This is a genomic window from Brevibacillus porteri, assembly GCF_003013475.1.
GTDB lineage: Bacteria > Bacillota > Bacilli > Brevibacillales > Brevibacillaceae > Brevibacillus > Brevibacillus porteri.
Genome location: NZ_PXZO01000006.1, coordinates 39,069 through 60,803, shown reverse-complemented (window position 1 = coordinate 60,803; position 21,735 = coordinate 39,069). Strand labels below are relative to the sequence as shown.

Annotated in this window: 18 protein-coding genes; 1 reads left to right on the top strand and 17 read right to left on the bottom strand. The window is 48.0% G+C overall.

The window, feature by feature from the left end; translation table 11 throughout:
* Window positions 1-31 precede the first annotated feature (31 nt).
* From C7R92_RS05680 to C7R92_RS05650, 6 genes are all read right to left on the bottom strand, one after another.
* On the bottom strand, window positions 32-1,975 hold the full coding sequence (locus tag C7R92_RS05680) for a bifunctional metallophosphatase/5'-nucleotidase (protein WP_412678987.1): 1,944 nt from the start codon (window positions 1,973-1,975) through the stop codon (window positions 32-34).
* A gap of 198 nt (window positions 1,976-2,173) precedes the next feature.
* Window positions 2,174-3,949, bottom strand: coding sequence for a DNA helicase RecQ (gene recQ, locus C7R92_RS05675; protein WP_106833515.1), 1,776 nt, complete (start codon window positions 3,947-3,949; stop codon window positions 2,174-2,176).
* A 397-nt stretch (window positions 3,950-4,346) separates the two neighbouring features.
* Window positions 4,347-4,892, bottom strand: a complete 546-nt coding sequence (locus C7R92_RS05665; RefSeq protein ID WP_106833514.1) for a VanZ family protein — start codon at window positions 4,890-4,892, stop codon at window positions 4,347-4,349.
* Entirely contained in the window at window positions 4,885-5,745 is an 861-nt protein-coding gene (locus C7R92_RS05660; protein ID WP_106833513.1) for a D-alanyl-D-alanine carboxypeptidase family protein, read from the bottom strand. The genes C7R92_RS05665 and C7R92_RS05660 overlap by 8 nt, the downstream gene beginning before the upstream one ends.
* A 114-nt stretch (window positions 5,746-5,859) precedes the next feature.
* On the bottom strand, window positions 5,860-6,969 hold the full coding sequence (locus tag C7R92_RS05655) for a sensor histidine kinase (protein WP_106833512.1): 1,110 nt from the start codon (window positions 6,967-6,969) through the stop codon (window positions 5,860-5,862).
* A complete protein-coding gene (locus C7R92_RS05650; protein WP_211434902.1) occupies window positions 6,959-7,648 on the bottom strand; it encodes a response regulator transcription factor in 690 nt (229 codons plus the stop codon). The genes C7R92_RS05655 and C7R92_RS05650 overlap by 11 nt, the downstream gene beginning before the upstream one ends.
* A 200-nt stretch (window positions 7,649-7,848) precedes the next feature.
* Between C7R92_RS05650 and C7R92_RS05645 the strand changes: the two genes are divergently transcribed.
* Window positions 7,849-8,616, top strand: coding sequence for an SDR family oxidoreductase (locus tag C7R92_RS05645; RefSeq protein WP_106833511.1), 768 nt, complete (start codon window positions 7,849-7,851; stop codon window positions 8,614-8,616).
* Window positions 8,617-8,679: 63 nt separating this feature from the next.
* Here C7R92_RS05645 and fumC read toward each other — a convergent pair whose 3' ends face one another.
* From fumC to C7R92_RS05585, 11 genes are all read right to left on the bottom strand, one after another.
* Window positions 8,680-10,068: a class II fumarate hydratase gene (fumC, locus tag C7R92_RS05640; RefSeq protein ID WP_106833510.1), complete on the bottom strand. Its 1,389-nt coding sequence runs from the start codon at window positions 10,066-10,068 to the stop codon at window positions 8,680-8,682.
* A 401-nt stretch (window positions 10,069-10,469) separates the two neighbouring features.
* Entirely contained in the window at window positions 10,470-11,165 is a 696-nt protein-coding gene (locus C7R92_RS05630) for an MgtC/SapB family protein (RefSeq protein WP_017252581.1), read from the bottom strand.
* Between the two features lie 155 nt (window positions 11,166-11,320).
* Window positions 11,321-12,676, bottom strand: coding sequence for an MATE family efflux transporter (locus C7R92_RS05625; protein WP_106833508.1), 1,356 nt, complete (start codon window positions 12,674-12,676; stop codon window positions 11,321-11,323).
* A gap of 135 nt (window positions 12,677-12,811) precedes the next feature.
* Window positions 12,812-14,296, bottom strand: coding sequence for a lytic polysaccharide monooxygenase (locus C7R92_RS05620; protein ID WP_106833507.1), 1,485 nt, complete (start codon window positions 14,294-14,296; stop codon window positions 12,812-12,814).
* A 237-nt stretch (window positions 14,297-14,533) separates the two neighbouring features.
* The gene (locus tag C7R92_RS05615; RefSeq protein WP_106833506.1) at window positions 14,534-16,243 is read right to left on the bottom strand and encodes an adenine deaminase; all 1,710 of its coding nucleotides are present in this window, start codon (window positions 16,241-16,243) and stop codon (window positions 14,534-14,536) included.
* 18 nt (window positions 16,244-16,261) lie between these two features.
* Entirely contained in the window at window positions 16,262-17,323 is a 1,062-nt protein-coding gene (locus C7R92_RS05610) for an ABC transporter ATP-binding protein (RefSeq protein ID WP_069849856.1), read from the bottom strand.
* 15 nt (window positions 17,324-17,338) lie between these two features.
* On the bottom strand, window positions 17,339-18,127 hold the full coding sequence (locus C7R92_RS05605; protein ID WP_106833505.1) for an ABC transporter permease: 789 nt from the start codon (window positions 18,125-18,127) through the stop codon (window positions 17,339-17,341).
* A gap of 5 nt (window positions 18,128-18,132) precedes the next feature.
* Window positions 18,133-18,954 (bottom strand): ABC transporter permease, encoded by an 822-nt coding sequence (locus C7R92_RS05600; RefSeq protein WP_007724617.1) that lies wholly within the window; start codon window positions 18,952-18,954, stop codon window positions 18,133-18,135.
* 26 nt (window positions 18,955-18,980) lie between these two features.
* Entirely contained in the window at window positions 18,981-19,910 is a 930-nt protein-coding gene (locus C7R92_RS05595; protein WP_106833504.1) for a nucleoside hydrolase, read from the bottom strand.
* Between the two features lie 87 nt (window positions 19,911-19,997).
* Complete coding sequence (locus C7R92_RS05590; protein WP_069849860.1) at window positions 19,998-21,071, bottom strand: ABC transporter substrate-binding protein; 1,074 nt, start codon at window positions 21,069-21,071, stop codon at window positions 19,998-20,000.
* A 197-nt stretch (window positions 21,072-21,268) separates the two neighbouring features.
* Complete coding sequence (locus tag C7R92_RS05585) at window positions 21,269-21,625, bottom strand: hypothetical protein (RefSeq protein ID WP_015893853.1); 357 nt, start codon at window positions 21,623-21,625, stop codon at window positions 21,269-21,271.
* Window positions 21,626-21,735 lie beyond the last annotated feature (110 nt).

Here is a 21,735-nt window from a genome sequence, read left to right as displayed (position 1 = left end):
TAGCGTCACGGCTTTCTTGCGTTCATCTCTGTTATTTCTTTTGCTGCGTTTTGGTTGGCGGTGTGACCGACTTTTCCGCAGCCTTTCTCGCTTCGTTCAGTTGATGATAAAATTCGCCTTTGGTTTTGACGGTCGCGAACTTCGCTGCATCGACTTTTACTTTTGCAGACAGTTCCGCAATTTCTTCTTTGGTTACCGCGTCCTTGATGTTGATGGAAGCGATATTGGTGTATTTGCCATCTGCTGTTTTCGGAACGCTCAGAATGCCTGCATTGATCAGCTCTACGACGTCCTTGCGTTCAGGTGCAGTGGTATCCATACCTGTAATCTTCCAGTTGTTTTGTACTTTTGGCTCGTAAACGCCCTTTTTCACTTCTTTCAGATACGCAATAGCTCGATTGCGGATCGTTCCACCCGTTTCACCAAACGCCGTATTGTCTTTGGAAGACCACAGTTGTTCGAACTTGCGTCCTTCCAACGCGCCACCTTTTGCCTGCAAAGCTTCCATCCGGTATGAGTTCATTCCGAGCTTCAAGGTATCTTCCGCTTTGATCGGAGTCTCATCGAGCTTGCGCAGGTTCGTGATGCGGCTGCCATATGGCTTCGTCAGGTCGATTTCATATTTCACGCCACCGAAGAAATCGTTGGTGCTGTATTTGGAAGCGCGGCGTTTTGGATCAAAGCTTACTGTCACGTCACCAGGGCGCGTGGAATTGAAGTAGCCCACAGCCCATTCCATATAGTCCTTCAAGTCTTTTCCGGTTACTTTGTAAACAGTGATCTCGCCTCCTGCGTATTGGTAGTTGTAGGCGATATCCTTTTTCTTGATCGGACCAACATCCAGCTTGGCTTTGTCGTTGTCGATCTGGTGGGCAACCACGTCTGCTTTGCTGTAGTAGAGCATCACTTCATGGAAAAAGTCGGATAGAGGCGTCTCCTGAATTTGAACCGTCGGGATGCCCTCGATCTCGTTTTTCGGTACCAGGTTCATGCCTTTGAGCTCTGCTACGACGATGTTGGCATCTGCACGTGCGAACTCATGGAAAGGCTTGAGCTTGGTCTCCAGCTCTGCATCGGATACCGCTGGTGTGCCATCTGCGCCTTTTACAGGGAGCGCTGTCGCTTCCTTGTCAGTCAGCACGAGCTTGCCATCTTTCTTTTCAAAGGTCAGGTCAATGCGGGAGATATGGGTAGCATATTTGTCTGGCTCGGAAATCAGGACCCCGTTGATCTCTTCCTTTTTCACAAGCTTGTGCATGTGACCTGCAAAAATCGCGGTCAGTTCTGGAACGGCGTTCGCGATATCTGCTACGCCCGTACCCGGAATTCCGTTTTCATTCTCGATGCCCATGTGCATGAGACCGATCATGACGTCTACTTTGCCTTCCAACTCTTTTACAGCTTTCTTGGTTTCTTCTACCGGGTTTTTGATCACGAGGCCATCCAGATGATCGGTTCCTTTTTCGAAATCGGTAATCATCGGCGTGTTCATCCCAATGATGCCGATTTTTACACCTGCGCGTTCAATGATCGTGTACGCTGGCAAGAAACGCTCGCCATTTTCTTTATAAATGTTCCCTGCCAAAACAGAGCCTTTGTATTGGCTACTAACCTTGTCCAATACATCCAGTCCAAAATTAAATTCATGATTGCCAAAAGCCCATGCGTCATAGTTCATTTCGTTCATCGCGACCATGATAGGAGACTGCGGTTGGTCGTTGAAAAGCTCTGCCGAGTTGTCTTGGATCGAATCGCCTGCGTCCAGCAACACCGTGTTTGGATTTTCTTTGCGAATCTCTTTAATCATCGTGAACAGCTGCGTCATGCTGCCATTTTGATTCGGGCCATCCAAAGCATAATCCCACGGCATGAATCGTCCGTGAATATCAGATGTACCCAGCAGTGTAATTTTGGTTGGTGTTTCTGCGGCCTTTACCGGTGCGGCGATCCCCATCATCGCACTGCCTAGCACCATGGTTGTAAGTGCTACACTTAATAAGCCCTTCGCTAGTTTTTTCATGTTTTCCCCTCTGTCTCTCTTAATCTGTCAATGCCCCTCGATAGTGTTGCTCTTATTGTCCTCCTATTCTATTATGTAAGAAAATTCTGGGTTGCTATCTAACTATAGCAGGCATATGAAAGGAAAAATAGCAAAAAAGCCGTGACGTAAATGTCACGACTTGATCGCTGCATAGTTCTGCAAACACTCCAGAAAGAGCTCCCCGTACTTCTCAAATTTCGCCTCGCCTACTCCTTTGATCTTGAGCATGGCCTGTTTGTCAGTCGGGCAAACACTGCTCATTTCCTTCAAGGTACTGTCTGGGAAAATCACGTATGGTGGTACTTTTTGTCGCGTCGAGATTTCCTTGCGCAACGCGCGCAGGTGCTCGAACAACTCGTCATCCTCTGTCAGCTGAACAGGACGTATCGAGATTTTTTGCACGACGCGCTCTTCGCCCCGCAGAACAGGCAATGCCCGCTCCCCCAGCTTGACGATTGGATATTGGCTCTCCGTTACTTGCAAATATCCTTCGGCAATGAGGAGCTGGATCAAGTCTGCGATCTCTTTTTCCTTGTATTCCTTCATCAAACCGTACGTAGGCAACTCATCGAAGGAAAACTGGGTGACCTTTTTATTCTTGGAGCCTTTCAGTACCTGCGCGACGAGTGCGGCACCGAAGCGCTCTCTCATACGTTTGACGCAGGAGAAAATCTTCTGCGCTTCAAGTGTAATATCGGACAGCTCTGTCTCATCCGTGCAGTTTCCGCAGCGCCCGCACGCGGCAGCATCTATTTCGCCGAAGTATTGCACGATGTTTTGCTGCAAGCAGCGCGGCGTCCGGCAATAGTCGATCATTGCGTACAGCTTTTTGTATTCCAACTCCTTGCGTTCGTCCAGCACTTGATTCTGCTCGATGAAAAACGTTTGTGTCTGGATATCCTGTGGCTGAAACAGTAGAATACACTCACTTGGCTCCCCATCGCGTCCCGCACGGCCTGCTTCTTGGTAATACGCCTCCAGGTTTTTCGGCATGTTGTAATGAATGACGTAGCGCACATTGGACTTGTCGATGCCCATCCCAAATGCGTTAGTCGCGACCATCGTACGGACGTCATCAAACAGGAATGCTTCCTGGTTGGCCGCACGCTCCTCCTCCGTCAGTCCTGCATGGTATTTGGTCACAGCAAAGCCACGCTTGTCCAAATCTGCATGCAAGGCGTCCACGTCTTTTCTCGTTGCCGCATAAATAATGCCAGCCTGCTGTTTATTCGCCCGCAAGTACGCCTGGATGAATTCTCGACGGTTCTCTCCCTTGCGTACAGACAAGATGAGATTGTCTCTGCCAAACCCTGTGATAAAAAGGCGCTCGTCCTTTAATTCTAGCTGTCGCTTGATGTCCTCGGTTACCTCTGGAGTCGCTGTCGCCGTCAAGGCTGCGACGATCGGGCGCTGTGGCAAGGATTGAATAAAACGAGCAATCGCCAAATAGCTCGGACGGAAATCGTGCCCCCACTGCGAGACGCAATGCGCTTCGTCCACTGCCACAAACGAGATCGGTACATCCTGAATCAGGTTTTGGAACGCTTCAGATTCCAATCGCTCTGGGGCGATATACAACAGCTTGTACTCTCCCCGCGCCGCCATACGGAGTCGATCGCGAACCTCGCTATAATCCAGTGAGCTGTTAATTTGAGTGGCGGGAATGCCCATGCTGACTAGCACGTCGACCTGATCTTTCATCAGCGAGATGAGTGGGGAGATCACGATGGTTACTCCTTCTTGGAGCATCGCTGGGACTTGATAGCAGATCGATTTCCCGCCACCTGTTGGCATGATGCCTACGGTGTCATGTCCGGCTAACAGGCTCGTGATGATTTTCTTCTGGCCTTCCCGAAATGATTCGTAGCCAAAGTACTTTCGTAAAATCTCTTGCGCTTTATCTAACAAAGAGAATCACCTTCTCTTTCGACAGGTATTTTCAATGGGTTTCTATTAGTGTAAACATAGGCATTGGGACAAAACAAGGGGGGACTGGTTTGTTTGAGTCAACATTGTGGAGGAGAAGAAAAAGCACAGTTCTCTTCGACTCTGACACGCCAGCAGGGGGATTGACTGTCCGTCTACACTTCAAAAAGGGGACCGTCGAGCCAAAGCCACCCTACGGGCGGAAGGTTCTCAAAGAAGAAGTGTTCGACAAGCGTGGTCCCCTTTTTGAAGTTCCGACTGGGTAGGCGTTGTCAAGGTCTACGAGCCCTGTGCTTTTTCTTCTCACCGGCTTTGTTGGTTCATCCATACCTTTTCAAAAATAGTAAAAAAAGCACCACATGGGTGCCTTATAAGTAGACTACGAAGTTACTGAAATGATGAACCGTTTTTTCTGTATTACCCAAATGAACAAGTACACGATATATCCGATCATCCCGCCCGCTGTATTCAGGAGCAAGTCATCGACATCAAACGTTCCTACATTCATCACGAGTTGTGTCAGCTCCACACCGAGGCTTAACATCAGGGATAGCAGGGTGACTCTGAACAGTGAGCCAGCTTTTTTGGGAAACAGGAGTGGCAGCAGGAAGCCTAGCGGCATGAAGGCGATCACGTTGCCCACGAAGTTCACGGCACTATGCCAGCTTTGGTAATACCGAATCCCTTTGACATAGTTTTCGATTTCATGAAACGGCACCAAATTACTTTGGTAACGCAAACGCTTCACAATCACAGACGGATCGCTCCAAATGATTTTCCACTGATCTACTAGCAAACTGGTATCCAAACTGCCGAATTTAAACAGCAGTATCTTCACGACGAGAAACAAGTAAAGGGCAAACACTGCATAACCAGCAATAGCAAGCAGCTCTGTCGGTCTCTCCATTTTTTGCACGTTATCCATTGTCAAACCCTCTCTCCATCAGTTTTTTTGTCTCTGTAAAACGAGTGGTATCTTCTTCAGCGCCCATCACGACGGAAATGAGCCGCTTGTCCCCCCGCTTCGCTGTAGCCGTGAAGCAATACCCCGCAGCATTGGTATAACTCGTTTTGAGCCCATCTAGCCCTGCGATACTCCAATCAGCGTTTTTCCCATCGAGCATGAGGTTTGTATGGGATGGCTCGACCGTCCATTTGACAATATCGGGGAAGTCGTTGAGCAAGTGGTACGCGAGCATTCCTACATCGCGAGCCGTCATTTCATTTTGCCCATTTCCAGTATCCAACCCGGTCGCATTCACAAACGAGGAGGACCGCAGATTCAGCTCGGCTGCCTTCAAATTCATTTGTTCCGCAAAAGCAGATGTGCTGCCTGCCAAATACTCGCCGATTGCCACCGCTGCATTGTTTGCAGAGCCAATCGCCATCGCTTCATACAAGTCTTTTATCGGATAGGCTTCTCCTGCGACAAGATGGACCCGTGCTCCCCCAGTCGCAGCCGCATTCTCCGATACGACGATCTCGTCGTCCCAATCGACTCGCTCTTCCTTAATGGCTTCGAGGAGCATATATTCGGTCATCATTTTTGACATGCTTGCTACCGGGTAAGGCGTATCCGCATTTTGTGCGTACATGATTTCTCCTGTCTGGCTATCCAACAGAATCGCTGCCTGTGCATCGACCTTCTCGTATGTTTTTTCCGTTAGCGTAATGGGTCCTTGGAATTTCCAATCTGCTTCTACTGAGTCTGAATCGCGCAAAAGCGTCAACCCGACGAATATGATCAGCATGAGCAAAGCCCATGTTGTTTTCCTCATAAAAAAAGCCCTCCTACACCTGCAAAAACAAAGGCTGTAACCTTCATGCAGTCAGGATAGACTTTTGGATTAAAATAAACGGAAACGAAAGGTAAAGAAAAAGTAAAGCTTTTCTCAAAGGCTTGAAATTGTATGTGGGAGCCAAACCGTGAAGGTCGTCCATTCCTTTGTGCTTTCGACGGAAATACTGCCTTGGTGCAGGTCGATGATGCTTTTAGCGATAGCGAGACCGAGACCCGAGCCTCCTGTCTCTTTCGAACGTGAGCCCTCCACCCGAAAAAAGCGTTCAAACAAGTTCGGCACATATTCAGCCGGGATCGGCGCTCCGTTATTGGCGACAGAAATCGCGATACCTTCTCCTTGCTGGAAGACGCGAATGACAATTTCCGTACCAGCGCGTCCATATTTCACGGCGTTGGAAATAAGGTTTTCCAGAACCCGAACGAGCTTGTCGGTATCTCCTGCCATTTCAATTTTTTGATCAGGCGTATCTACGACTAAACGCAGCCCTGCCTCATTCGCTACGAGTCGAAAGCCTACCGATACTTGCTCAACCAGCTCTACCAAGTCAAACTCCGTTCGGTTTAAATACGCCCCGCGATTGCGGACCTTCGTGTACTCAAACAGATCATTGACGAGCACGTTCATCTGCTTGGCCTTCTCGTAGGCGATATGGGCGTAATGCTTGAGCTTCTCTTCGTCCTTGTATTTGTTCTGCTCAATCAGTCCCAGATAGCCAATGATGGAGGTCAACGGTGTTCGCAGATCATGGGAAACGTTGGTGATCAGCTCATCCTTCGATTGTTCCAGCCGCCGCTCCTCCTCCATCGCATCCAAGGCGCTTTTGACTAGAGCATGGATGCTATCGACGACTTGGCCCAAGCTGCCGTTCGGACGAAGGGAAATCTGGTGATGATAATTGCCTTTTGCAATGAAATGCAGCTCGTTTATGATTTGCTCCATCTGCTTTTGTTCTAGGTACTTGCGGATACGAACGACAGACCACGCCACAAACATACCCGTCGCCAGCAAAATGATCGGGATTTTGAAGGAGTTGATATCGAAATTGATCCGCAATTTCCAGATGAACTCTCTGATTTGCGGGATGGTGTACAAATAGTTGTTGGCAAAAAAATCAGCCATCTGAAAAACAGCGTAGATGATCAAGAGGCCAAGTAGCAAATCGAACAGGATGCGGATAAAATCCTTGGCTCTAAGCTTCAATTTTATAGCCGACCCCCCAGACCGTCTGTATCACCTTTTCGCCATTTGTCGCCTTCTCCAGCTTTTCCCGCAGGTTGCTGATGTGCACCATTACCGTCTTGTAGGAAACGAAATTCTCCATTTTCCAGCAACGGTCAAAAATTTCTTCCGAGCTGAATACTCGATTCGGATGACTTGCCAGAAGATGCAGGACGGAAAATTCCAATGCCGTCAGCTTGATCGGGGTGCCTTCTTTTGTCTGAACGAAGTGACTTTGCCTGTCGATAATTAACGGCCCCACCTCAATCACATGATCCTGTTTGCTTGCCTGCGTGTAGTTCGACCGTCGGAGGAGAGACTTGACCCTCGCAATCATTTCCAGCGGATTAAACGGCTTCGCCACATAATCGTCTGCACCCGTCATCAAGCCCAGGATTTTGTCCATATCATTCGTTTTGGCACTCGCCATCAGAATGGGAATGGTCGAGTTTTTTCGTATTCGCTTGGTAACTTCCAGCCCATCCAGATTGGGCATCATCACATCCAGAATGACGAGATCGATGGGCTTCTGCTCCAGTCTCTCCATCGCTTCCAGACCGTCAAAAGCCTTTTCGATCTCATATCCTTCGTTGCTCAAATAGATCGCCATCAGCTCTACAATCTCTTTGTCGTCATCTACAATCAAAATCCTCACGGACAAACACCTCCGAACTCGTGCATGGTAGATATAGATAGCATCACTATAACAAGAATTGTTAAAGAAAAGGTAAAGCCAAGTGATTGTTCTCTAACATTATCGCCATTCCGTTCACGAGACCAACCGAGCGAATGAGAGAGCAATATTTCAAACACGCCCTTGTGTTATAACTAACTTGAATTTGAATCAAGGGAGATGAAACCATGCGTAATTTGAAAGGAAAAATTGCATTGGTAACCGGAGCAAGCCGCGGGATTGGTCGTAGCATCGCATTACGTCTGGCACAGGATGGCGCATTGGTCGTCGTACACTATGGAAGACGACAAGAAGAAGCAGAAGCTGTCGTTCAGGAGATTGAACGAACAGGAGGCCAAGCATTCGCAATCGGTACGGACTTGCGCACTCTTGACGGCATTCGCGATTTCTATGCGACATTGGACGAAGAACTGCAGAAACGTACAGGATATTATCGTTTTGACATTCTCGTAAATAACGCAGGCATCGGACAAATCTTAACGTTGGAAGAGGCTACCGAGGAATCGTTTGACGAGGTCATGAACATCAATGTCAAAGCACCGTTTTTTATGATCCAACAAGCTTTGCCCCGCTTAAGAGAGGAAGGCCGTATCATCAATCTCTCATCCTTCGTGACTCGTGCAGCTTCCCCAAGCGTGTTCACTTACAGTATATCGAAGGGAGCTGTTAACACACTGACGCTCGCTCTGGCTAAACAACTGGGGAGCCGTCATATTACGGTAAATGCGATCTTGCCTGGCATTATTAACACAGAGATGAATGCTGGCACGTTGCAAAATAATCCAGATGGGCAGAAGTACGCCGCTGGACTTTCCACCTTCAACAGATGGGGAGAGCCTGATGATGTAGCGGATATTGCCGCCTTTCTCGCTTCCTCGGACAGCCGTTGGGTAACTGGTCAATTGATTGATGCAAGTGGTGGTTCGCATCTGTAATGGTTCTCAAAAAAATAACCGATGGCCACAAACATGGGACCATCGGTTTTGTTTAGGAAGATATTATTCTTTTGGATGAATCATTTGTTCAGGGCGCACGACTTGATCGAATTGCTCTTCGGTCAGCAAATTGCTCTTGATCGCCGCTTCCTTGAGTGTGATGCCTTCTTTGTGAGCCAGCTTTGCTACGGCTGCTGCATTTTCATAGCCGATGTGCGGGTTCAGCGCCGTCACCAGCATCAGCGAGTTGTTCAGGTTTTCTTTGATCACTGTCAGATCAGGCTCGATTCCTACTGCGCAATTGTCGTTGAAGGACTTCATCGCGTCTGCCAACAATCTTGCAGATTGCAGGAAATTGTAGATGATCACTGGCTTAAACACGTTCAGCTCGAAGTTCCCTTGGCTAGCAGCAAAGCCAATGGCAGCATCGTTACCCATCACTTGGCATACAACCATCGTCATCGCTTCGCTTTGGGTCGGATTCACCTTGCCTGGCATGATGGAGCTGCCTGGCTCATTCGCTGGAATGATAAGTTCACCGATTCCGCAACGTGGGCCGCTCGCCAGCCATCTCACGTCATTAGCGATTTTCATCAGATCCGCAGACAGTGCTTTCAGGGCACCATGTACATGAACGAGCTCATCATGGCTGGTCAGCGCGTGGAACTTGTTTTCTGCGGTCACGAATTGGTGGTTGGTTTCCATGCTGATTTCTGCTGCGACCATTTCACCGAAGCGCGGATGCGCATTGATGCCTGTTCCTACCGCTGTACCGCCAATCGCCAGCTCACGCAAGTACTCATTGCTCTCCTTGATCATCTTTTCCGATTTTTCCAGCATGCGTACCCAACCGCTGAATTCTTGGCCCAGCGTCAGCGGAGTCGCGTCCTGCAAATGCGTACGACCGATTTTGATAATATCCATATAGGCTTCGCTTTTTTCTTTCAACGTTGCTTTTAACAGCTGGATTGCAGGCAGTACTTGCTCCTCGACAGCAACCAGTCCAGCCATGTGCATCGCTGTCGGGAATGTATCATTGGAGCTCTGCGATTTATTCACATCATCGTTGGCGTGGATGCGAGCGGAGCTGCCCTTCTCTTGCAGCAATTGGTTCGCGCGATGAGCAATAACTTCGTTGACGTTCATGTTGGATTGCGTGCCGCTACCTGTTTGCCAGACAACTAGTGGGAAATGCTCATCCCATTTTCCTTGGATCACTTCATCTGCTGCCGCCACAATCGCTTCTGCCTTTTCATTGTCGAGCTTGCCCAGCTTTTGATTCGCCAGAGCAGCGCTTTTTTTCAGGATGGCAAACATGCGAATCAGTGGAAGTGGCATTTTTTCTTCGCCGATTTCAAAGTTTTGAAAGCTGCGTTGTGTTTGGGCGCCCCACAGCTTATCCGCCGGAACCTTGATTTCTCCAATCGTGTCCTTTTCAATTCTGAATTCCATCTCGCATCCTCCTTGTATAAACAACGGTTTTCTCATATTCTCTATTAAAATGATAATGATTTTCATTCTTGATATCAAGAGATGAAGTGTTAAACCGAGAAAAATGAATAGTTGTCCTCCAACGGTTGTGGTCGGGGGAAGCCCTGCCACATGTCTTCCAGTCGCCTGTATCCTCACTTCGTTCGGGCGGTCTCCTTCCAGACATGTGACAGTGCTTTCGTACAGCTTGTGTTTAGTAGATGCTTTTACATCCTTTTGTTAGTCATACAAAGGAGTTCCAAGAAGCGTTTTTCGCATCATAGACTTTGCTTTCAAAAAAACAAAAACCGCTTCTTCCCTCACGACAGCAATTAAAAAAGACGAAAGCCACGTCATGGCCTCCGTCTTCTATTATTCCTTTTTTATCTGCTTTCTACTTCTACAGAAACAACATGATCTACTGCTTTCAGCAGACTGTAAATATCCGTCGTATACGTGTTTTCCGATGCCGTAATCATCATTTCCAGCTTTTGCAGACTATTGTCCAAGTCTTTGACCTTCACCCGTTTCACTTGTAAATCGAGGTGCTTAATCTGCTTGAACACCAAATCCAAATCGCCCCCGCCTTCGACCACAATCTTGATCGACAAATCTCTTTGTCTGAGCGATTCTGGACCAATCAAGCGAAGAAGGATCGGGAACAAATTAATCGCCAAAATAATGAGGATCGTCGCGGTCACTGCCTCAAAATAAAACCCTGCTCCTACTGCAATCCCAAGTCCAGAAGCCGCCCAGACCATCGATGCTGTGGTCAAGCCCGAAATGACATCATTACTCCGGCGTAGAATAACACCAGCCCCAAGGAAACCTACACCGCTCACAATTTGAGCAGCCAAGCGCAATGGGTCCATATTTGTGTGTCCAGGCAAGGAGAACCGATGCACGGATTCAATCGAGACAATCGTAATGAGACAGCTCGCAACCGAAATAACCATGCTGGTTTTTACCCCCAGCGGCTTGTGTTTGAGCTGTCGATCCATACCAATCATCAAGCCTAGAAATAGTGCAACTCCTAGTTTTAGCAAAAAATCATACGTCGTGAATATCGAGAGTGACATGAGTCTCTCCCCCCATCTGCTTTGATGTCAGGTTTTCTTCCATCGTCTATGATAAGAAGTATATCTGGTCTTTCACCTAGTGTAAACGGGGCTTTCATTCTTCATGCAAAAAGCGGAAAACCCCCACATTAGGGATTTTCCGCTTATCTGTTTCCTTATGAATGGCTGCGAATCATGCGTTTCTGTAACGACAGCAGACGTCCAAAAAGGAAGATGGCACCGGCAGCCAATCCCGTAATCAGACCAATCCAGTATCCGAATGCTGCAAGCGAAGTGAATTTCGCCAAAATGTATCCCAAAGGCAAGCCAATCACCCAATAAGATATCAGCGCAACGATAAAAGTAACGGTCACATCCTTGTACCCGCGCAGTACCCCTTGAATAGGTGCTGCGACGGCATCAGAGATCAGGAAGAGGATCGAGTACATCAAGAAATGCTGGGCAAGTTCCAACACCTCGATGTCGGTCGTATAAAAACCAGCTACCTGCTTGCTAAACATCAGCAAGCTGATCCCGAACAAAAGGGCGATCCCAAGAGCGATACCTATCCCCAAATAACTGTACTGCTTTGCGTCCCGGAACCTTTTGGCTCCGACCTCAAAGCCGACGACAATCGTCAACGCCATGGATATGCTCAATGGCACCATGTACAGGAAGGATGCGAAGTTCATCGCTGCCTGATGCGCAGCAATCGTAATCGTGCTGTATTCACTCATGAACAAAGTGACGGCCGCAAAAATGCTAACCTCACAAAAGATCGAAAATCCGATGGGAAGCCCCAGCTTTAGCAGCTCTTTCCATGCTTTCATCGAGATCCGGTGAAAATGGGAGAACAAACCGAACTCAACAAATGGGTGTACGCGATTCACGACAAACAGAGTAATCAGCAAAATACACCAGTATGTGATGCCAGATGCAAGCCCGGCACCGATTCCACCCAGTCGAGGCAAACCAAAGTTACCAAAGATAAGAGCGTAGTTCAGTAGTACGTTAATCGGCAACGAAAGCAGGGTAATGAACATCGTTACTCGCGTCTGTCCTAATGCGTCAATAAAGCAACGGAGTACCGTATAAAGAAACATCGGAATAATTCCAATAGCGATTGCATGCAGGAAGCCGCGAGCAATCGTACGCACCACCGGCTCCAATTGCATCCCGTTCAGGATCGGATCAAGCACCAAACCACCGCCGATGATGACACCGATCGCAATCCCCACACTCAAATATAAGGCCTGCATAACCGTGTAAGACACCTGATCTCGTTTCCCTGCCCCAACCATCTGTGCAACCATCGGCATGACAGCCATCAAAATCCCCGTCAAGCCTGCCTGAACAGGTGTCCATAAACTAGCCCCAATCGCTACCCCCGCCAAATCTGTCGGACTGGCATGTCCAGACATGATGGTATCAGCGAACGTCATCGAAAACAGCGCCAGTTGTGATATCAAGATTGGAAGCAAAACAGCCAAAAACTGTCGCCATTTTTCTCTTAGCGAATAGGTTTCATTCATTTTTCATATCCTTCTAACCTTATAAGATGGGCTTATCGTTCAAATTATAAGTATATCAAAACAAGTAGGAATCGGCAAAATACTAGCTGCACTTACACAAACAAAGCCCAGGCAGATCACCTGGGCTTTACAACATTATTCAGCCAGCTTCCATACATCGGCTTTCCCTGGCTCTTCGCCTTTGGTCCACCATTTTGCCTCATAAACCTTGTCTCCGTAGTTCACTTTCGCTCCGCCATCATATGCTTTGCCGGAATCCCACGACAGTACGACATCGCTCACCAGTTTCCACGCATCGGAATGGTCTGGCTTTTCTCCAGTTACCCACCATTTTGCTACGAATTCCAGTCCATCATACAAGACGCGGTCGCCCTGTACATACACAGCTGAGGAATCCCACTCGGCGATTTCACCTGGTACTTCAGGCTTTTTCTCCTTTGTGCTTGCAGCAAAAGGTGCGCTCTCTTCGGAAATATTTCCTGCGGCATCAACTGCCTTGACTGTATACGTATAAGACGTTCCTGCCGTTAATCCTTTATCGACAAAGGAAGGTTTTTCAACTGACCCTACGCGGGAACCGTCACGGTACACCTCGTATTTCACCACACCAACATTGTCACGGGAAGGACTCCACATGAGGTCGATTTCTGTCTCTGTTGGATGGTGAGTCATGATTCCTGCTGGTGCAGTCGGCGCTTCTGTATCCACGATATCTTCTGCTTTTGTGCGAACAGTTAGTGCCTTGCTAGCGTTAGACTCTTTCCCTTTGCTATCAACTGCCACAACGGTATAGCTATAAGCCGTAGCAGGCGTCAAATCTTTGTCCGTGTATGCTGTTTCTTTGGTAGATGCGATTAGTTTGCCATCGCGATACACGTCGTACTGCTTGATTCCGTCAGTTGCCACGGATTTTGTCCAGCCAAGCGCAATGCTTGTAGTTGTTTGTGATACAGAAATCACATTACCTGGAACGGTAGGCTTTTCTACGATACCTGTTCCATTGTTAATCAAATTCACGTCAATTGCCTGGTAAAAGGCCATGCCCGTATCGGCAATTTCCCAAACACCCAAAATAATGTGGTAACCGCTACGATCTGTCGGTACATTGCACGAATGCGTTACCGTGAATGGCGGTCTTTTCCCTCCGTCCTGGAACGAGCAGAACAGTTCCAGATCAGCTCGGGAAAGTGGCTTGTTTGGATTCCAATCTTTTTTCGTAATGTAATATTTCCACTCCGCTGTACTATGCGGGGCTGTCAGATTCCACGTAAACGAATTTTGTCCACCCTGCAAGGTAATCTTGGTCCAGCGATCTGCTGTTTGTGTGTAAAGCTCAGGATAGCGACCTGCACCTGTAAATTCACCATCGGCAGGACCAGATTGGGGGAACGAACCGATGCCCTCAACGCTTTGCGGTTCATACTGAATTTGACCGCAGCCTGTGTTTTGCCCCGTCTTACACAAGTAAGAGCGACTCGCTGGCGATTCGATGTACCCGTGTGCCGAGGCTTTCTCAGCAAACACGAGAGTAGCTGCGCCTGCCACCAGCATCATAGCCAGCATGAACAAAAGCGACAGCCCTTTACTGAACAGTGTGTTTCTCAACCCTACGTTATCCATTTATTTAATCTCCTCTTTCCTGGATTAGGATCGAATACCATGTTACAGAAAATTTTTCCAGTTTCCCAGATTCTGAATACCTAAACCAAAACCTACCAAATACCCGAATTCCAGTCAGAAAATAGGGAGATGATTCAGGAGTGTATACCTATGCATGAAAATTTATATGCTTCTTTCGGGACTATTAGATCAAAAAAAGTTGCTTGCCGAAAACTTTCTTTTCAGCAAGCAACTTTTTTACATTAACAACAACGGAACTATTTTCCCGTCGTTTACATCGATCAACCCCAGATCCGTCAGCTTCAAGGCTGGACTGACCGGGAGGGAATGCGTGCTGATCGACATGATCGGGTTGTAGTGATCGTAACCGAGCGACTCCATGGCACGGCGAAGTTGTTCGACTTCCTTTGCAGTCTTTTCCAATGGTTCCTCTGTCAGAATGCCTCCGACTGGCAAATAAAGGCTCGCGATCACCTTGCCATCCTCGACCACGTAAAAGCCGCCCTGGTTGCGGATGACTTCATTGGCTGCGACCATCATATCGTGCGGATTGTGTCCGACAACCAAGAGATTGTGGTTGTCATGCGAATAGCTGGTGGCTACCGCCCCTCGTTTGATCGTATCTCCGCTGATCAAGCCATAGCCACGGTTACCGTTTTTGCCATAGCGTTCAAAGACGGCGATCAAGCCGTACGGGCTCTCCTCCCACAAGAGTTGTCCTTCCCGCACCTCAGCAATTCCACGGTGATCCTCTGTAAAAGTAGAACCGTTTTGAACGAGCATGACCCGGCATGGATAACGATTGTCCGGCACTTCTACTGTGACGCGGAAGTCTTGCTCTGTAAGTGGTGATAGCTTGATGCTCTCATAAAAATGCGCAGGAAACTGCTTCTCTTTGACTACTTGTCGGTACTCTTCCTTGACGTCATAAGCTTTCTTCCCATTTTTGTAGACACGTTCGATCTTGAGTTCATGCAGATCAGACAGCAATAGGAAGTCCGCTATTTTGCCAGGAGCAATCGCCCCTCGATCCGTCATGTTCATACGTCTAGCTGGGGTAAATGTACTCGCGTAGATTGCGCGCTCTGGCTGCATGCCCATTTGAATGGCTTTTTTCACGATATGGTTCAAATGTCCACGATTGACCAAAGAATCGGTCATCACATCATCCGTCACAAAACAAAAATGCTCAGAAACATCTTCCTTGATCAAATAGTCCATGACTTCATCCGTCATTGATTTTTCTTGAATCTCTAGAAACATGCCCGCTGCGATTCTCGCTTCCATGCCCTCACGTGTCTGATGCGTATGATCGGAGTCCACTCCCGCATAAATGACGCGATGCAGGTCCAAATCAAGCAATTTCGGGACGTGCCCCTCGATGACGAGCTTTGGATACGTCTTGCGGATATGCTCCAGGATGCGATTCGTCTTGCAGTCAGGGTCCTTGATGATGTCTACGTAATTCATGATTTCGCCAAGGCAAATGATCTCTTCAGAACGCAAGAGCTCGTCCATGTCCGCAATCTCGACAGACCCACCTGTCGTTTCCATTGAGGTAGCTGGTACGGAGCTCGGGATCGCGTACAGCATATCAACGACACAATCACGGCTCGCACGAATCATCTCTTTGATCCCTTCGATTCCGAACACATTGGCCATCTCATGCGGCTCCGGTACGATCGTCGTCACTCCGTTTTGAATCAAACCATAGGAAAACGTCTCCGGCGTCACCATCGTGCTCTCAATATGCAAATGAATATCGACCAGACCAGGAATCATGTAGCGGCCTTGTCCGTCCACGATCTCGGCAGCCTCAAATGTTTCCGTACTCCGCTCACCAATATAGAAGAATCGTTCATCCAAAACAGCGACGTTTCCTTTGATGAACTTCTTAAAATAGCTGTTAAACACTTGGACGTCTTGAATCAATAAATCGACCTTCACGAAAATTACCTCCTGTCTTTAGTCCACGAGTACCACTTTGTCTTTCGGAAACAGCAGATTGACGTTTAGGCCAGTCTTGTACGGCGTCTCCATCTCTTGATTGACCGTGAAGTCACCCAACTCTGTTTCCACGACATATTGATAGCTGCGTCCCAAAAACGTGCTTACCTTTACCGTCCCGCGCAGACGGTTCATTCCCAGCTCGGCGCTCTCTTCTGTCGTCACGAGGAGGTCATCTGGTCGCATTGCGCATTTTTTACCGGACGGATTCGCCGTACCCGGATTTTTGGACGCGGTAAAATGATGGTCACCGACACGCAGGCCGATTTCTCCGTTCTGCTCAGTGCGCTCTGCGAAGTCGATGAAGTTGGTAAAACCAATAAAGCGAGCGATAAACTCCGTCTTTGGATATTTGAAAATCGTGGCTGGATCGTCGAGCTGCTCGATCACGCCCTTGTTCATGATCGCCACCTGATCGGAAATGGAGAAACACTCCTCCTGATCATGCGATACGTATACTGTCGTAATGCCCAGCTCCTGCTGAATGCGACGGATTTCTACGCGCATGTTGATCCGCAGGTTGGCATCGAGGTTACTGAGCGGCTCATCGAACAGCAGCAAGTCGGGCTGAATCACCAGTGCCCGCGCAATCGCCACGCGCTGTCTCTGACCACCAGACAGTTCCTTCGGGAAACGCTTTTCATAGCCGCCGAGACTCACGACTTCGAGAATTTGCTGTACCCGGGTCTTTACCTCTGTTTCATTGATCTTGCGCAGGCGCAAACCGAATGCCACGTTATCGAATACAGAAAGGTGCGGAAACAGCGCATAGCTCTGAAACACAAACCCGAAATTGCGCTTATTGACCGGAACGCGCGTATAATCTTTTCCTTCAAACATGAACCGACCATCTTTTGCTTCGAGAAAACCCGCAATCAGGCGCAGCGTCGTCGTCTTTCCGCAACCGCTCGGACCGAGCAAAGAGATGAGCTGTCCTTTTTCGATATTGAGATTGAAGTTTTGCAAAATATATTGATTGTCATAGGCAACCGATACATTATCCAGCGTGAGCAATGCCATGAGTTGATGCCTCCGTTATCGTTTTGTAAAGTAGGAAAGCCCCATCAGACGTTCAATGATGAACATGAGAATAGCCGTAAGAATCATGAGCAGCACGGAAATAGCGGCGATCGTTGGATCGAAGTTGTTTTCTACGTACGTCAACATCTGGATCGGCAGCGTGCTTACTCCTGGTCCTGTCATGAAAACAGAGATATCTACGTTGTTGAACGACTCCAGAAAAGCGATCAGAATCGCAGCAATAATTCCGGAGCGAATATTCGGCAAGACGACTTTGAAAAAGGTTTCGAGACGACCTGCCCCAAGGCTTAAAGCCGCTTCTTCAATGGCGAAGTCAAAGTTGGACAAGGATGATGCAATGACGCGAATGATAAACGGAAGCATCAGCACCGTATGACCGACGAGAAGTCCCGCATAAATTGGCAAATTGTACACGACAATGACGTATTTCAGCATGGCAAAGCCCATCACAATACCCGGAATCAGGACAGGTGAGATGAAAATGCCATTCAAAATGCCCTTGCCGCGAAAATCAAAGCGACTGAGCGCATAAGCTGCCGGAATCCCCAATAAGAGCGCCAAAAGATTTCCGAACAAGGAAACGAACATCGACGTCTTGAATGTCGTCATGAACATTTCTACATTAAAAATGTTTTCGTACCACCGCCAGGAAAAGCCCTCCGGCGGAAACTTCAAGACGCTCCCCGGCTCAAACGACGTAAAAGAAATGATAATGAGCGGCCCTAGCAAAAATAGAAAGACGAGAGAGGTAAACAGGGCCAACCCGCGATTTTTCTCCTGCATAGTTTCTACCCCTTCGGATTTAATTTCGTCGCCAGCTTGTTCATGAAATAGATGACGACAAATGTAATGACAATCATGATCGTGGCAATGACGGATGCCAAATGCCAATCATTAAGCGTAATCGCATTTTGATACAGGAACGTGGAGATAACCCGCTGTTTTCCACCTAGCAGGGCAGGCGTGGTGTAGGCAGTCAAGCTTCCGACAAACACCAGAATGCTACCAATGATAAGTCCCGGTACACTAAGTGGCACAATGACCTTCCAGAAGGCAGTCAACTTGGAAGCACCCAAGCTCTCCGCCGCCTTCAGCAAATCTGGGTCGATGTTTTCCATCACCCCTACCAGCGTAATAATAATCAGCGGCAGGAACAAATGAATCAAACCAATCATCATCGCAGTCGGCGTATACAATATTTCCAACGGCTTATCGATGAGCCCGATTGCAAGCAGCGAGCTGTTCAATAAGCCCTTTTTTCCGAGAATAATCATCCAAGAGAACGACCGCACGACAGAGCTGGTCAGCAAAGGAAAAATCGCCAATGCCAGCAGGATGCCCTTTTTGCGTGGGCCTAGCTTGGAAATGTAGTACGCGGCAGGGAAACCGATCAGGACACACGCAATCGTCGTGACCAGACTAACTTGCAGCGTCGTCAGCATAATTTTCAGGAAGTACGCGTCGGTAAGAAATTGGAGATACCCTTGAATCGTAAAGCTACCATCTTGATAAAAGGTGGACGCAATCGTCATCACAATCGGAATGACCATGAACAGCGTCAAAAACAGCACACCCGGCAACAGTAATAAATAAAGACCCGTTTTTCTCATCTGATTAACTCCTGTTCACGGTATCGTCAGGCTTTCAATGCGCCGATAAAACGCGCAAAGAACGCATCTGCATCTACGTCCAGACAGACGTTTATGTTCGGTTCTTTTTGTAGGCGGTTTTGAAAGTCGCAAACCGTTTGCCCATCACACAGCTCACTTCTCGTTTCGATATCTACATACAGCTTCTTGGTTGCCACCAGCTTCGGATCGAGTGCGACTGCGACAGCCAATGGATCATGCATGGCGCACGCATAGATGCCATTTCGTTGAAAATAACGATGGAGGTAATCAGACGTACTCTGTCTTACGTACTCGCCCATCGGTGTATCTCCTAGCTCACGAATATGCTCCTCGTTCAGCAGCACTCTTCGCGTCACATCCAGTCCAACCAGCGTCAATTGTGGGAATCCGGCATGAAACACAACCTTGGCCGCCTCTGGATCGACGTACATGTTATACTCCGCAACCGGCGTCACATTCCCGTGCTCGCGGACCACTCCACCCATGAAAATGACTTCCTTGACGTGTTGGACAAGCTCCGGGCATTTTTTCACCGCCAGTGCCAAATTGGTCAGCGGTCCCGTCATGATGAGCGTAATCTCGCCGGAATGAGCGAGTACGTTTTCCACGATGAAATCAGGAGCAAAGCCAGCAGTTGGCTCCTTGTAAACCGGAACACCTGCCAGAGCACCGCCCAAGCCATCTTCACCATGCACGGCATGCTCGAAAAACAACGGCCGCAACAACGGTTCAGACGCGCCACAAACGACAGGGATTTGCTCGCCGACTTGCAAGAAATCGAGAATTTTGCACGTGTTTTCTGTGGCTTTTCGCAGCGACACGTTTCCATTCACCGTAGTAATGCCCACCAAATCGAATTGCCCGCTCTTCACAGCGAGAATGATGCCAAGCGCATCATCAATGCCCGTATCCACGTCAAGAATGATCTTTTGCACGAGTGGTCCTCCTCACGTTCATTTCTCATGAAAACGAGGGTATATCCACAAATGTCTATACCCTCGCCCTTGTTTTTCTATCGCTCGTTATTGCGTGATTTCACGATTCCAACGGTCAATCCATGCTTTAGAGTGCTCGTTAACGAATTTCATGTCCATCATACGCAGCTTGCTTACGGTTTCTTCCCCGTACGTTACGCCTTTTGCTTCTTCTTCTGTCAGTTGAACCGTTTTGTTTACAGGGGAATCGATTTTTGCTTTTGCTGTTTTTTCCTGAACTTCCTTGCTCAGCTGGTAGTTGATGAAGTCTTCTGCGAGTGCTTTGTTTTTCGAGCCTTTTACGATGTTAACCGTATTCATGACCGCATATCCGCCGCTTGCAGGTTGTACGAAAACAGCTTCCGGAACAGCGGCTTTGATGTCTTTGAAGTACATTTCCATGATCGGTCCTACGCCGATTTCTTCTTGTCCAAACATGTTCACGTATTCGGAGGTCTTGTCGTAGAACTTCACTACACCTTGGTTAACTTCTTTCATTTTCGCGAAGGCTTGATCCTCGTTAAATTCTTTGCTGCCCGCTATCTGGGAAGCACTGTCGAGAACCATCGGGCCAGTTGTGGACGTAATGCTTGGCAATGTCAGCTTGCCCGCCAGTTCTGGGTTCCACAAGTCTTTCCAATCCTTGATCTCGGTTTTCACGAGCTTTGGATTGTAGGCAATCCCGAATTGACCAATCGTGTAAGCTGGACCGTACTCCTCGCCCAGTGGTGCTTTGGCAATATCATAGATTTGATCCAGGTTTGGGATGCGGCTGCGATCGATTTTTTCAAATGCGCCACTCTCAATCCCTTGCTGTGCATAGTAGTCAGAGAGGTAGATCAAGTCTACATCGGAGCTTCCTTGGCGAATTTTGTTCAGGCGCTCTGCATTGTTCCCGATTTCCAGTACGATTTTCACGTTATGTTCTTTTTCAAACGGCTCATATACTTCTTTGCGGAAAAAGTCTTCAGAGAAGCCCCATGTGGAGATGACCAGCTTTTGTGGCTCACCCTTGGCTTCGCCGCCAGCCCCTCCCGCTTGTGGTTGATCATTGCTGCCACAGCCAGCGAGAGCCAGTGACATCATAGAAAAAGACAGGATTCCAGCAAGTAATTTTTTCATCGTAATTCTCCTCCAGTTGGGTTCATTTGATGACAAAATATGGTGGTACAATAAAAAGAAAAGTACCCTTGATTAGAACGTATCATTCTAAACAAGAGCACTTTTCTTCGTAAACAAAGAGAAGTGACACCCGTTTTTACGCAAAGTCTACGGTCTCCCCTTAAGATAGATCAAAAGAGAAAATCCGAACGATTGCGTCAGGTATTCAGTTCTGATTCAGCTAAAATAACATTCGTGATCGCCCACTGCGTAGGCGCATCATAGTCCCGTAGCACAGCTTCCAACGGCAACCCCATCTCTTCCTCCAGTCGCTCTCTCAGTCTCTTCTTATAAAGAAGGGACATGCGAAAATCGACTTCGAGCTTGAGGGCCGGCGCTTCTCCTTCCAACGCTTGTGAGCGCGGAGAGCGGCGATGCTTGGCTTGGAACGTAATCATCTGGTTTTCAATCGTGACTCGGAGCAAAGTCGTTCCAAATCCGAACAACTCTTTTGCTATCTCATTATAGATGGCAGACAGCTTTTTTCTGGTTTCATTGGAGTCCACTAGAGTCATGTCATCACCTGCGATAGCTGGTATCGGGTTCATTCGCTCTCATTATACATATGATTTTTTGATTATTCAATAGAATATTCGTATTTAGATCAATTTCACATTTTTCCACC